Raw genomic sequence first — 15,565 nt, 5'->3', positions numbered from 1 at the left:
GTCTTATGAAAAACAAATCTGTAATTATATGGATGGTCTTGATATTGGTATCTTTAGGCCTGCCACAGGCAAAGGCACAATCGATATACGGCGATTTTCCTTATTACCAGAGTTTTCGTACTTCAGGTCAACCCGGCGAAATAGAAAAAGCGACACCACAGGGAGGAAAGGCTAATGCTGCAACTTTCTCTGCCGATGGCTTACGGTTAACGCCGGCAACAGCCCAACAATTCGGCGCGGTCTTTATAAAAAACAAGCAATTTCAATCTATACAGGGAATCCGGATAGAGTTTGAATATGTAATGTACGGCGGAAACGGAGCCGATGGTATGAGTGTATTCCTTTTCGATGCAAGCGTAGCTATTCCTACTATCGGGGCTCCCGGGTGCGGGCTCGGCTATGCTTATAACCGGGCGAATAATAACTATAGTGCTTCCAGGGCTACAGGATTAAGTGGCGCTTACCTGGGAATTGCCCTGGATTCTTACGGGAACTTCAAGCAAAGAAGGTTCCAGGGAGAAGCCCGGGTAAACGGGATACCTGATCTTACCACCAGTACCAGCGACCTTTATACCAGTAATGTTACATTGCGTGGAGCCCAGGGCGGAAGTGCGCAGGCTTTACAATTTTCTTCAATAAGCGGAATGGGAGCCGGCTATACCGGTTATCCTGTATTGATCAGCCAGCCGACAAAAGGATACAGCCCGGGCTGGAAACTCAACGATACAGGCGGGGCTTATTCTTCCATAAACACATATAAGGGGGACTTTGATTTAAGGGGCGGCCAGAATTCTTACCGGAAAGCGATCATCGAACTTTTTCCGGATGCGGGTGCAAACGGGTTTCTGGTGACGGTCAGTATACAGCACGAACAGGATACTACAATTATTATCGACGGTTACCATTACAAAAAATCCCTACAATATGCGGAAAATGCCTATACTTCTGCCGGGGATTATAATACCACTAATCCTGTCCCTACAAGCGCTAACAGCACTCTGGCCGCCTCCATCCCTGATTTCTTCCGTATCGGTTTTGCCGCCAGTACGGGAGAATCTACGGATATCCATTTATTAAGGGAGTTGAAAATCACCCTTCCGGGTTCAGCCGAAGCGAATGATGATCATGCTTCGACACACAAGGGAGTGCCGGTTACTATTGACTCGCTGTCCAACGACATAGGATATACCGGGCATATTGCACAAAAAATGACAGGGGACACGAACAACTTCGATCCGTCTTCATTCCGTTTCTGTGATGAATCAGGGGCTGATATAGGTGTGCCCTATGCAGGCGGGGTGTCTTATAGTGCCGCAAATGGTATCTGGCAGTTTGATTTTGCTACAAAAAAACTGACATTTACTCCGGCGGGCAGTTTTATCGGGGAAGCTTCAGTAAAGTATAATATCAAAGCCGGGTTGAATAATGAAGTGCCGTATAATGACGATGCTTACCGCTCCCTGCCTACCACGGTAAGGATAGATGTCGTTCCCGGGAAAGCTGTAATTTCCAACCGGATGGTTACGGGAAATCTCAAATGAAATCTGCCATTTATAAATTAAAAGAGAATGAGAGGTTTTCTGATATGTATTATTCCGAATAATAAAACTTCTTAACTGACTATGTTGTTATTAATTTATACTATGAATCTTTTCTGGATATTATGAGAACCAACCTGCTGTTATTATTATATTTCGTATTAATTCAACATCCATTATCAGCAAAAGATGTTTATTTTAAACATCTTTCTACAAACAATGGATTTTCTATCCAGTCGGCCATTTCCATCTGGCAGGATCAACTTGGAAATATGTGGTTTGGAAATGATGTGTTGAATAAATATAACGGGAGTGTATTAAAAACATATCGTCTATCAGACTATCTGGATGGTATTAAGGATACGAATATAAAACAGATATGCGGGGATAATACAACTATGATATATATATATTAGCAAATACTGAAATAGTTGTATATGATGCACGTTACGATAAATTTACAAAGACAGGGATTGAAGCCGACTATATACTTTCTACATCAGATCAAAAATTACTTTATACTAAAAAAAACTGTTTGTATATATACGACTACAAAAGTAATACTTCATCTAAAATATTGGAAATAAGCGGGCCTATCACCTCAATAAAAAACGTACTACTTTCCGGTAACGGTAATATATGGATAGGAACGAACAATGGATTGTTTGTTGTAAAAAATAATAAAACAGAATGTCTGATAAAGGATATAAACGTTTCTTGCATGTTTGAAGATTCTAAGAATAATATCTGGGTGGGTACCGTTAATGACGGGGTCAGATTCTTAGAAAAAAAAACAAGAGAAATATCTTATTTTAAAGAAGAACTAACTTTGCCAGACAATGTAAAATTGTCTAATAACCGGATTCGCTGTTTCTGCGAAGACGACAAACAAAATATATGGATTGGAACATATAAGGGTATTACAATATACTCACCCGAAACAAAAAAATCTTCTATCCTGATACACAATGAATCAGCATCTTACTCACTCCGTCACAATTCTGTTTATTCTATATATAAAGACAGGCAGGGAACAATATGGGTTGGCAGTTATTATGGTGGTGTCAGCTATTTCAATCCTGCTATAGAATTATATAGTTTCTATGGTACCAGTAGTAAAGACCCCTCCATGTTAAATGGGCTTATTATCGGGAATATGACAGAGGATGAAAAAGGTAACCTATACATTGCCACTGAAGAAGGAGGCATAAATCTTCTTAATCCCAATACAGGCTTAATTAAAACATATGACAAAAGCAACAGCAACCTTCCCCACAATACAATTAAGTCAATTTGGTACGATACCAAATATCAGCGGCTCTATATAGGCACATTTACTGAAGGACTATGGTATAAGGCTGAAAATTCTCAAAAATTCAATAAATTAGGAAATACTATTTTATCAACAAATATTCAGAAGGTAATAAGTCAAATCATACCATTCAATGACAAATATATTATCATTTCTACACAAGACAATGTCTATAAATTAGATAGGAATAGCCTGGAACTTTCTACATTAGTCAGCTTTCCAAGCCTGGATTTCAATAATATTGGCATCATTCAAACGATGTTTATCGATTCCGATGAAATACTATGGATCTCTTCTTCTGAGAAAGGATTATTTAACCTCAATCTGAAAACATCCCGAATACAAAATTTCAATAATTTGGGGGTTGGATTGAATCCGGCTAAATCAGGCATTCGACAAATACAACAAGGAGCGGACGGAAGGATTTACTTATTATCCCAATCCCAACTGTTATCTTACGATAAGGCGACTCAACAGTTTAAAATTCTAAATAACAATGATAGCCTCTTACTTTCAGATAACTATTATAAATTGGCATGCTTATCTTCCGGACACTTTATCATAACAGCAGATAGTGGAATTACCCTTTTAGATCCTGTCTCACTTAGAACTGTACACTTACCGTTCGCTGAAATATTTCCCCTGAAGTCTATTAACAAAAGTAGTGGTTTATATACCGCTTCCCGAAATAAACAAATATACATTGGAGGGCTGGGCGGTATGTTAGTCTTAAATGAAAAAGACATTGAAACAATAAGTGAATTGAATAAAAATTCTCATCGATTATTTTTTTCTTCCTTGTCAATCAATAACAAGATGGCAGATTCTCAATCATCACCTGATATATTACCTACGGATATATCATATGCTGATTTCATAAGATTGAATTACAAACAAAATAATCTAAGTCTGACTTTTGCATCTTCTGACTTTATCCATAATAATAGTGTCCTTTATGAATATATTTTAGAAAACTTCGATAAACAATGGACTATTACAAACGATAAAATAATCAGGTATACCTCACTTCCTCCGGGCCGATATTCACTTACAGTAAGGGAAGCAGGTAATAAATATCAAAAAATTCATTTGGATATCAACATATCCCCACCGTTCTATTTTTCGATCTGGGCTTATATTATATATGCCATTTTACTCATAAGCCTGTTTATATTCTTTGTATGCTTTACCCAAAGGAATATATACCTGAAAGCTTCATTAAATATGGAACATCGGGAAAAACTGCAACTGGCAAGTCTGAATAAAATGAAAATTAATTTTTTCACAAATGTTTCCCATGAATTCAGAACCCCGCTTACTTTAATTTCGAGCCAGATAGATATAACACTTAAGAATACAAATATGCCCCAATCGCTAAAAAAAAGTTTTCTTAAAATAAAGAAGCATACAAATGAAATGCGGTTCCTTATAGATGAATTAATGTACTTCAATAAATTAGAGCAAGGAACATTAGCTATAATGGTTTCGATGGAAGATATATCTTCGTTTATAGAAGATATTTATGAATCTTTTAAGGAATATGCCCGGATGCGTAATATAACTTTTAAGTACGAACAAGCAAATGAACCAATAAATGTATGGTTCGATAGAATGCAAATACAAAAAGTAGTATATAACCTATTATCAAACGCATTTAAATTTACAAATGATGGTGGTTCAATCACAATAAAACTGAAACGAAAAAAAGATCATGTTGAATTTAGCGTTCTAGACACAGGCATTGGCATGAAAGCCGAAGAACTGGAAAAGGTTTTTGATAGGTTCTACCAGGTCAACCAGGATTCGGCAACCCAGAGGGTTGACGGAATGGGAATAGGTTTATCTCTCAGTAAGAATATTGTAAACCAGCACCATGGAGATATATTTGTAGAGAGTAAAGCAGGAGTAGGTACTTGTTTTACAGTAAGATTATTATTAGGTAGCACTCATTTTACTGAACTACAAAAGAGCCAAAGGTCTTTTGATGAAACTGAATATTTTTCAAAAATCCAACATATAGAAAATAAAGAAGATAAAGAAACAGAAGAAGAGGAAGAAAAAATATTCAAAGAGAATGCAGATCTCAAAGCAAATATATTAATTATTGAAGATAATGAAGAACTGCTTCAACTCTTGATAGAAGCATTTTCTTCCCTCTACAATGTAACTACGGCAGATAACGGGGAATCAGGCCTGAATTTTGCAATAGAAACGAGACCGGATATAATACTGTCAGGCGTAATGATACCCCGTATTTCCGGACTTGACCTATGTAAGAAACTCAAAACCAGAGCTGACACATCCCATATCCCCATTTTACTTATAACAGCACGTTCTTCGTTAAAACAGAATGTAGAAGGCCTGCAATATGGTGCCGATGATTATATCGTTAAACCTTTCAATATTGAATTATTATTATTAAAATGTAATAATCTGGTGAAAAGCAGAAAAGAAATGCAGGCAAAATTTCAACAGGTCTTTTCAACAATAGAAAATGAAAAAACAGGTATTACAACAAACGGCAGGGATCAGCTCTTTCTGAAAAAGGCTGTAACTATAGTTGAATCGAACCTGATCAATACTGATTTTGACATTAATTCATGGGCAAGGGAACTAAACGTCGGCCGATCTAAATTATTCCAGAAAATAAAAGAAATCACAGGATATACGCCCAATGAATATATCATAATAATCAAAATGAAAAAAGCTACAATATTATTAAAGGAAGAGCCCAATATGACTATCGCCGAGATTGCTTATAAGGCAGGATTTACTTCCCCCGGGTATTTTAGCAAATCATTCAAAGAATATTATGGATTAACGCCTTTGCAATACAGACAGAGTTGATTCCAATCTATTTTAGTGGACATAATAGTTTATAATATCGTACGAAAAGTTATAAAATCGTCCGATATTTTTTTATCATATAGTATCACACAGTTTTGCATCATTAGTCAGCCACTCTTCTGTAATTTTAAATTAAAAGAGTTGAACCAGAAATGGGTTTCAACAAGACGTTAATTTAATATTTACCTGAATGAAAAAGACGTAATTGATAGGGTAGGATATTCTTTAATTTTACTTACATATGATATTCCATATTCTACTATATCATAATTTATTTACAGGTTTTAATCTTATTAATACTAAATCTTTTAATCTTTAATTTAATTTGAAAAACTATGGGAAAGCTATGTGAAAGGATTTGCCTGATGCTGATTATTATTCTAATCAGTACCACTGGAAATATGTTTGCATCCGGCACAAATGAAGGAAAAGCAATAAGAAAGGTTCAACAACAGAAGAAACTTACAGGAACCATAAGTGATGATACCGGTCCTGTTATCGGAGCCACAGTAGCCATTAAGGGAACAACAACCGGTACTATTACGGACAATAACGGACAATTTACACTCACCAATATTCCCGATGGTGCTACTATTCTCATAACATTTATGGGATACCATACCCAGGAAGTAAAGTATACAGGACAAGAATCCCTGGATATCAGATTGGTAGAAGACTCAAAATTGCTGGATGAAGTTGTTGTGACGGCATTGGGTATAAAGAAAGAAAAAAGGGCCCTTCCTTATGCTATGGGAGAAATAAAATCTGAAGAACTGCGTACAGTTCCAACTCAAAATTTAGGAAGTTCATTGTACGGTAAAGTAGCAGGTATGCGTATATCTTCAACAGCCGGAGGTCCAATGGGGGGGACAAAAATACAATTGCGGGGCATCAATTCTATTTCTGGAACAAATCGTCCATTAATAGTAATGGACGGGGTACCTATATATGATGATGATTCAAACTGGGCAGGACGTGAACGCAATCAGACTCAGGATGGATCAGCCCTGAATGATATTAATCCTGAAGATATAGAATCGATGTCGGTATTGAAGGGCGCAAATGCAGCAGCCCTCTATGGTTCCAGGGCAACGAACGGAGTTATAGTGATAACAACAAAGAAAGGATCCAAAAGCAGGGGGCTTGGTATTGATGTAAGCACTTCATATACTACAGACAGAATTGCCTATCTTCCGGAATATCAGGATGTCTTTGGAGTAGGTACTAAAGGCTATTTCGATAAAAACAGCAACGGACAAAATATCCTCGAAAGCACATACCGCAGCTTCGGTCCCCGCATGGACGGTACCAAAGTACTGTGGTGGGATGGAGTAGAGCGTCCGTTCAACCCTCAGCCGGACAACTATAAGGATTTATTTCAGAATGGTTTTTCAAATAACAATACCATATCTATTACCAATGGTTCTGATAAAAATTCGATGCGTTTGTCTTATGCAAATAATAATTATGAAGGCTTCTTAAAGAACATGAAGCAAGAGCGCCATAATTTTAACTTCTCAGGAACGGCAAAAGTCTCTGAATGGCTATCATTTGAAACTTCAATTACATTTAACAGAACTAAAAATACAAATAACGCACCCCGTATAGACCGTGCATCTAATTTCCCGATGCCAAGAAGTGAGATAACTTCATTATACAAGGACCATTACAAAGATGCCGACGGTTATTATATGACATCTGAAATGAGAGATGGAGCTCCGAATACCGGAGGCGGTGTAAACTCCAGCATTAGGGATAATATAATAAACTATATGCTCTGGCAACAAAATGAAAACCTTTATACTAATGGAAAGGATAGATTAATGGGAACTATCACGACGAATGTGAAAATAATTGATCCCCTGACTCTTCGTCTGACAGTAGGAACAGACCGTATCCGAATCCTGAAAGAAGACAAGGAAATGTTCAAAGAATATTCTGTACCTACAGATAGTAAATCTCAGGGATTATACAGAAAGATCAACCAGGATTATACTAAAAATTTCTATGAAGCCATGTTGCTCTTCAACAAATCGTTGAATGAAAAATTCAGCCTTTCATTAATGGGAGCGGTATCTGGGGAAGATATAAAGGAGAGTAAATTACAATGGCAATCTAATGGGCTGAAAATGAATGGGGTGTTTTCGACTGCAAACAATAAAAGTTTACCGGGATTAAATGACCTTAACGGATGGGGGAGTAACTCCAGCGAAATACTTTACTCTGCTTACGGTTCCGGACAGTTGGCTTACAATCATTACCTTTACTTGGATATAACAGCCCGTAACGACTGGACCTCGCGCCTGCCGTCCTATTCCCGTAGCTTCTTTTATCCTTCAATTGGATTAGGTTTTGTATTTACAGATGCATTTAAATTACCGTCATGGCTGACATATGGAAAAGTAAGGGCTTCTTACGCTATTGTAGGTAACCATACTCCCGAAACTTATTTTGCGAACATTTCTTACAAATTGGAAACGCACGATAACACAGTAACGACGAATACATTTGACAAAAGTGTACCACCTGTAAAAATAGAACCTGAAAAAACGCATTCATGGGAATTAGGTACTGAATTAAAAGCATTAAATGGCCGCATAGGACTTGACCTTACCTACTTCTCAAGCGAAACCCGTAATCAAATATTATCAGTAGCCATACCTGTTTCATCCGGGGCAACATCAATGAAAATGAATGCCGGTACTATAAAAAATCACGGAATTGAGATACAATTAAGTGGAACTCCGGTACAAACAAAAAATTTCAGTTGGGATGCATCCTTCAATTTCAGTTATACAAAAAGTATGGTTAAAGAACTAGCTGAAGGATTGTCTTCATACCAAATCGGAAGTTCTTGGGACGTAAATTTCTGGTCAAATACCAACTCTCCAGTTTATGGGATATATCTAAAAAAATGGAAACGTGATGCAGACGGCAATATGATCGTAGGTTCTAATGGAAGATATATACAAGAAGATAATGTTTCCTACTGTGGGGATGCAATGCCTAAATTTATAGGAGGATTCAATACGACCTTCCGCTATAAGGATTTCTCCCTTACAACACTTATTGACGCCCAATTTGGAGGTAAGTTAGTTTCCTTTACGAATCTGTATTTACGAGCTACAGGTTCAGGAAAAGAATCCCTGTTTGGCCGTGACCAAGAGTATGGCGGTATACCATATTATATCGATGGTACAGGAAATAAAATAAAGCTGGATAGCCACAATACAGTCGTTCCGTCAACATCTGCAGACGGACAAGTATATCATGATGGTATAATAGCTAAAGGAGTTAAAGAAGACGGTACTCCTAATGATGTGATACTCTCAGCCTATCAGTATTATAATTATCGATACAATACAACAGCTACAGAGGATCAGATCTATAACAATACATATATCAAATTCAGGGAGTTGTCTTTGACATATAATATTCCATCCAAAATATACTCTAAAATAAAATTACAGGGATTAAGTGTTTCGCTCATAGGCAGTAACCTGTTTTACATTTATAAAAGTGTGCCAAATGTAAGCCCAGAGAGTGTTTTAGGGACAAAAGCGCAAAACGCATATGTTGAATATACTTCATACCCTATGGCCAGAAGCTTTGGATTTTCCCTAAAAGCAAGATTTTAAAAGTACAGATAAAAACATATAAACAGAAAAATATGAAACAAATATTATTATATACATCAACCCTCCTGCTACTTCTCTTTACTTCATGTGAAGATGAACTGGATAAAAGGCATTTTACCTCTGACGGTTTTACCAGTGCTAATATAGAATTTCTCTATACACAAGGAGCGTCAAAAACGATAGATAATGACTATAGTGACTTCTATACTTATATATTCCGTATGTTGGAAGTATATACGCAAACTGTAGCTCAAAAATATGGAACAGGAAGATCCTCTACATATGAAATTAAAACTGATAATGGACGCTGGGAGAAATATTATGTTACCCGTATGCAGGAGCTTGCAGAAATGGATAAGATTTATAACTTCTCTTTGACCGAAGGTGAGAAAGCACAATATAGCCCGTATATGGAAACTGCAAAAATTTTAAAGGTATTTAATACTATTATGGCTACGGATGTTTTAGGAGCGATGCCATATTCCGAAGCATGGGGAGCCCGCAATGGGCTATATGGTCAGCCTGTAAATATAACTCCGAAATACGATTCTCAAAAGGACATTTACTTTAGTCTCATCAATGATCTGGAATCAGCTGCTACCTATCTTAAAAATAGTTCCTTAGACAATAATATAGAAAAGCACCGATTGTTTTCTTCTCAGGATATAGTATATAAAGGAGATTTTAGTAAATGGTACAAATTTGCCAATTCTTTGTGTTTACGGGCTGCTATGCGTATATCAAATATAGATGAAGCAAGAGCTAAAGAGGTTCTGAGTAGATTATCATTGGTCGATTTGATTACAGGTAACGAAGACAATGCATATACATACAAAGAAAATACTGCCCTGGTGGGTGACTGCACAGGTATATGGAGAGCCTTACGGGAAAGCCAAAATCAAAATAACGGAGAATATGCTTATGCACCTCAAAATATGGTTAAAATATTTAATTCCGCGAACGATCCCCGTATGATTGTGTATTACCAACCTCCAAGTGACCTTAACGGTAATGTTTATGATGCGACAAAACCTATCTTAGGATATCCTGAGTCAGCAGATGCTGCTGAAGCTATAATTAAAGATAAGACCGCAGATGAGATTAGAAAAACTTATGGTATAGTAAATTCTGTAACTATTCGTAACAATAGCAAGTTCCCTAATGGGATTGGTATTACAGCATCTGATGTATACTTCTTCCTGGCAGAAGCCCGGGTTAGAAATCTTATAAGCTGGGGTAATGCAGAAGAATTTTACAACCGAGGTATTATTCTTTCCATACAGGAATATTATAAATATTACAAAAATAGTACGGAAACAGCCATGAAAATAGCGGCAATTGCTGACGCTGATGTTTCAGATGCAACTTTAACCAATTGGTTGGCATCTTCTCCCTACAAATTCAATTCAGCAAAAGCGCTGGAACAAATTGCAACCCAACGTTGGATACACCTTTGGATACTTCAGCCATTTGAAAACTGGGCGGAATACCGTCGTACAGACCTGCCGCTAATGGTAGAAGATAGAGAGCTGATGGTATTGCTAAACCAGCAAAACGCTCCGGTACGGTTTATGTATCCTTCATCTGAAGCAACGATGAACGGGGAAAACTTCAAGGCGGTGTCAAGTGAAAATAATCCTAAAGTAAAAGTATGGTGGGATATGAAATAATATTATATTTTATTTGTTAGTCTTACCTTTGATTACAGTTAATAGTTGGGGCAAAGAAAATTAAAAAAGGATTCCTTTCAGTCATCTTTGCCCCGATTAAATATCAATGCAGAGTTATTTATCCGTTTTAATCAAAAATAACGGATAACCGCACAAAATAAATTAAAACGAATGAAATTTATATTTTTATTGGTCGCCCTTGTTTTTTCAGGCGTAGCATATTCTCAATCGAAATCAATATATCAAAAAGGCTGGATTGATTTTAACAAAAATGGCAAAAAAGATGTGTTTGAAGATCCTGGTGCTCATATTGAAGATCGTATAGAGGATCTGTTGAATCAAATGAATATGGATGAAAAAACGGCTCAAATGGCCACCTTGTACGGATCGGGAAGAGTACTGAAAGACGCGTTGCCTACACCCGAATGGAAAAATGAGTTATGGAAAGACGGCATAGGAAATATAGATGAACAACATAACGGTCTAGGGACATTTAAAGCTGAATATGCTTTCCCTTTTTCAAAACATGTAGAAGTAATAAATACAACACAACGCTGGTTTGTAGAAGAAACCCGCCTGGGAATCCCGGTTGACTTTACAAATGAGGGGATTAGGGGATTGTGCCATTATCAGGCAACCTTGTTTCCCGCACAGAGCGGGCAGGGTGCAACATGGAACAAAGACCTGATCCGTCAAATATCGGAAATAACAGCTAAAGAGGCAAAAGCACTGGGGTATACGAATGTGTATTCCCCTATATTAGACATTGCTCAGGACCCACGCTGGGGACGGGTTGTTGAAAGTTACGGAGAAGACCCTTATCTGGTAGGGCAATTGGGTAAAGTCATGATCGAGGGATTACAAAAAAATGGAATTGTATCCACTCCAAAACATTTCGCAGTATATAGCATCCCTGTAGGTGGTCGTGACGAAGAAACCCGCACAGATCCTCATGTGGCTCCACGCGAGATGAGAACTCTGTTTCTTGAACCTTTCCGCATTGCTTTTCAGGAAGCCGGAGCGTTAGGCGTTATGAGTTCATATAACGATTATGATGGTATTCCAATCACAGGTAATTACCATTTTCTTACCGAGATATTACGTCACGAATGGGGTTTTAAAGGTTATGTTGTTTCAGATAGTGAGGCTGTGGAATACCTGCAGACAAAGCATAAGGTATCAAAGAATGAAGTAGATGCAGCAGCTGCCGTTGTTAATGCAGGTCTGAATATACGTACTAACTTTACACCTCCTTCCGATTTTATTCTACCACTGCGGGAAGCCGTCAGGCAAGGTAAAGTGTCTATTCATACAATAGACGCGAGAGTAAGAGATATTCTCCACGTTAAATTTATAATGGGATTATTTGATAATCCATACACCGGAGACAAGAAAGAGGTAGAAAATATTGTGGCAAATCCTACACATAAAAAGGTATCCTTGGATGCAGCCCGCCAGTCTATTGTTCTAATGAAAAACAAAGACAATATATTACCATTAAGTAAGGATTTAAAACAAATAGCACTGATAGGTCCGAATGCTGACGAGCGTAAAGACTTCATATGCCGTTATGGGCCGGCAAACCCACCAATTATAACTGTTAAGGACGGATTGGAAGCTTTATTACCTAATACTAAAATTGTATATGAGAAAGGCTGTGACCTTGTTGACAATAATTTCCCCGAAAGTGAAATTATTAAAGAACCACTTAACAACGAAGAGCAGATAATGATAGACAAAGCGGTAAAAGCTGCCTTAGCATCAGATGTTGCAATCGTAGTGCTTGGAGGATCTGAAAAAACAGTAAGGGAATATTATTCCCGTTCCAGTCTAGACTTGATTGGCCGGCAACTTGACCTGTTGCAGGCCATATATAAAACCGGCAAACCTACCGTTTTAGTATTGATTGACGGACGTGCTGTATCTATTAATTGGGCCGATAAGTATATTCCAGGAATTATACAAACCTCATTCCCCGGAGAATTTACAGGAACAGCCATTTCTGAAGTTCTGTTCGGCGATTACAATCCGGGAGGAAAACTTACAGTTACCTACCCCAAATCTGTGGGACAAATACCTTTTGCATTTCCATTCAAGCCAGGATCAGATACAAGTGGCCCGGTACGGGTATCCGGGGCATTATATCCTTTTGGTTATGGATTAAGCTACACTACTTTCGAATACTCAGACCTTAATGTTTTACCAAAGCAATCAGGTTTATTATCAGATATTGAAGTCACATTCAGGATAACCAATACAGGAAAAATTGCCGGAGATGAGATTGCACAACTATACATCAATGATGAAGTTAGTAGTGTTACTACTTATACACAGGTTTTACGAGGATTTGAACGTATTCATTTAGAATCCGGTGAAACTAAAGAACTTGAATTTAAACTTACATCACAGGATTTAGGTTTATGGAACAGACATAATGAGTTTGTCGTAGAGCCCGGATTTTTCGAAGTAAGGGTAGGGGCTTCTTCACAAGATATTAAATTAAAAGAACGCTTTGAAATTATAAAAAAATAGTCACCAATTGACAGTATTTCAAATTTCCCCTATCTCTGTTCAAAGCATCACCTAATCTGTATCGCAAAATTGAATGCCTGTAAGATTTGCCCGGATCATAAAGTTTTTGAAATAAAATATGGTCATGGATTCATTTTACGCGATCATTTTAAAGATATATATATATGTTGGTATTGATATTTCACAAGCTATTGTAGAAGTGGCTAATTACGTAATGATGTTATTTCTTAAATCCTTTTAGCCCCACTAGGATAACTTTGTTCTGCTTCCATTCTTTATATTTGACAGATTCAGGAATATGCTCAATATAAGGCTTTATAAAAGTTTCTTGCTTTTGTTTGGAATCGGCTCGTGCATAAATTTCTCAGATCATATCAAATGAGACATTATATAAGCATGTTATGTGGGATTGTTTTTTGGTATGAATAAGGAAATTGATATTCAAAATGACATTAAAAGCAGGATTGCTATTTCTAGAAAAATTAACAAGCCTACTCGGGTAGAAACTAAATTGACGGAAATACTCAACAAAAAATGAAGATGTTTCGAAAAGAAATATAAATATTATAAGAATCATACCAATATGACTTTACAAAAAATCATTATATTCGCTATTTTGTTAACAGATAAATAATTCAACATAGATTAAAATGGGATCGACAAAGAAGACCAGGATAAGGCGAACCAGTCAGGAAATTGAAGAGACGCTGTATAAAGCTGCCGAAACGATTATCGGAGAACATGGGTATCACGGTTTATCAATGAGGGCTATTTATCATGAGGCAAACACGGAACATGCCGTTTTCTATAAACGGTTTGAAGACTTAAATGATTTTTTAGAAAAATTTGCAAGGAGGTTCGACTACTGGCTCAATGATTCTATCAAAGTGGATATAAAAGATAATACGGTAAAAAATGCTCAAAAGATTATGTCTGACCTGATAGATGTGCTAATTGATAACCCCTGTATTCAAAAGCTGTTAATTTGGGAAATGAGCGAGAACAATTATATTACGCAGCGAACCGCTCAGAACCGCGACAATAACTGCCAAAACCTAACACGATATTTTATGAAGGGATTTAAAGATTGTGAGGTTAATTTTAACCATGCAAGTTCTATTCTTATCGGTGGCATATATTATATTGTACTCTTTCGGAAAATGGGTACTTTCAATTTAATCGATTATTCAGAGGAGGAAGCTATAAAAGAACTGAAAGAAACCATAAATATAATGGTTAAGCGCGTCTTCACGGATTACGATGAAGCAACTATCAAAGCAAAGTCTGCTAATAATGAAGCTGTAAGGATTGCGAAGAGTCTTCTCAAAAAGGATGTAAGTTATGAAATTGTTAAAGAAACTACCAGGCTGGATGATAAAACATTGAAGGGTTTACAAAATAGTAAAGAGTAGCCATATGCGCTCTTTACTTCTCCATTGTCTATTTTAACTTATACCTTTTTAATAAGTCATTCAAAACGTCAACCAGATAATCAATATCCGCTTTTGTATGGCTAGCCATAACATTAACTCTTATCCGGGACAGATTGGGGGAACAACAGGAAAAAAATATTCATTTCATCAAGTAGTTCTTTTGACAGAGAGGTCAATTTATACACTTCACCTACTATTACGGGCACAACCGCTGTCACAGAATTCAAAATATTAAACCCTCTTTTCTTCAGTTTCTCTCTAAGATAAGCTAATTTCTCAGCCAGCTTTTCCACGATATCTAACTCTTGCATGTATTGCACTATAAAAAATGAAAAAGGCCGGGCCCGGCCTCTTCCTAATCTGATGCATCCCTGCATTAAAAAAGTGTATGTAATTGAAAAAAAGTTGTAATGTTTAAGGAGTACAACTAACCTCCTTTTTTTGTATATTTATTGTTACCGATACAAGTTAGAATTACAATATATCTAAAGAAAATGGCAAATCATCCTATTTTATAACATTACTTATTATTTAAATTAGGGTCTGCTGAAAAACTCAGCAGACCAATTCATATTTAATTCGGTTTGCGTCCGCT

At 36.9% G+C, this 15,565-nt stretch carries 8 protein-coding genes; 7 read left to right on the top strand and 1 reads right to left on the bottom strand.

Features of this window, described 5'->3' with window-relative positions; genetic code table 11:
- Positions 1-5 precede the first annotated feature (5 nt).
- The 7 genes from ACFO6W_RS21810 to ACFO6W_RS21780 all read left to right on the top strand — a co-directional run bounded on the left by ACFO6W_RS21810 (position 6) and on the right by ACFO6W_RS21780 (position 14,949).
- Positions 6-1,541: an L-type lectin family protein gene (locus tag ACFO6W_RS21810; RefSeq protein ID WP_380000446.1), complete on the top strand. Its 1,536-nt coding sequence runs from the start codon at positions 6-8 to the stop codon at positions 1,539-1,541.
- A 122-nt stretch (positions 1,542-1,663) separates the two neighbouring features.
- The gene (locus ACFO6W_RS21805; RefSeq protein ID WP_380000444.1) at positions 1,664-1,954 is read left to right on the top strand and encodes a hypothetical protein; all 291 of its coding nucleotides are present in this window, start codon (positions 1,664-1,666) and stop codon (positions 1,952-1,954) included.
- A gap of 119 nt (positions 1,955-2,073) precedes the next feature.
- Positions 2,074-5,697: an ATP-binding protein gene (locus tag ACFO6W_RS21800; protein WP_380000442.1), complete on the top strand. Its 3,624-nt coding sequence runs from the start codon at positions 2,074-2,076 to the stop codon at positions 5,695-5,697.
- 335 nt (positions 5,698-6,032) lie between these two features.
- Positions 6,033-9,335, top strand: coding sequence for a SusC/RagA family TonB-linked outer membrane protein (locus tag ACFO6W_RS21795; protein ID WP_380000439.1), 3,303 nt, complete (start codon positions 6,033-6,035; stop codon positions 9,333-9,335).
- Positions 9,336-9,367: 32 nt separating this feature from the next.
- Positions 9,368-11,005: a SusD/RagB family nutrient-binding outer membrane lipoprotein gene (locus tag ACFO6W_RS21790; RefSeq protein ID WP_380000437.1), complete on the top strand. Its 1,638-nt coding sequence runs from the start codon at positions 9,368-9,370 to the stop codon at positions 11,003-11,005.
- A gap of 171 nt (positions 11,006-11,176) precedes the next feature.
- Positions 11,177-13,537: a glycoside hydrolase family 3 N-terminal domain-containing protein gene (locus ACFO6W_RS21785; protein ID WP_380000435.1), complete on the top strand. Its 2,361-nt coding sequence runs from the start codon at positions 11,177-11,179 to the stop codon at positions 13,535-13,537.
- A 650-nt stretch (positions 13,538-14,187) separates the two neighbouring features.
- Complete coding sequence (locus ACFO6W_RS21780) at positions 14,188-14,949, top strand: TetR/AcrR family transcriptional regulator (RefSeq protein WP_380000433.1); 762 nt, start codon at positions 14,188-14,190, stop codon at positions 14,947-14,949.
- A 113-nt stretch (positions 14,950-15,062) separates the two neighbouring features.
- Here ACFO6W_RS21780 and ACFO6W_RS21775 read toward each other — a convergent pair whose 3' ends face one another.
- The gene (locus tag ACFO6W_RS21775) at positions 15,063-15,281 is read right to left on the bottom strand and encodes an aminotransferase class I/II-fold pyridoxal phosphate-dependent enzyme (protein WP_380000431.1); all 219 of its coding nucleotides are present in this window, start codon (positions 15,279-15,281) and stop codon (positions 15,063-15,065) included.
- Between the last annotated feature and the right edge of the window lie 284 nt (positions 15,282-15,565).

The organism is Dysgonomonas termitidis, from assembly GCF_042654545.1.
Classification (GTDB): domain Bacteria; phylum Bacteroidota; class Bacteroidia; order Bacteroidales; family Dysgonomonadaceae; genus Dysgonomonas; species Dysgonomonas termitidis.
The sequence above is the reverse complement of the archived record's forward strand: the minus strand, read 5'-3'. Positions and strand labels throughout refer to the sequence as shown.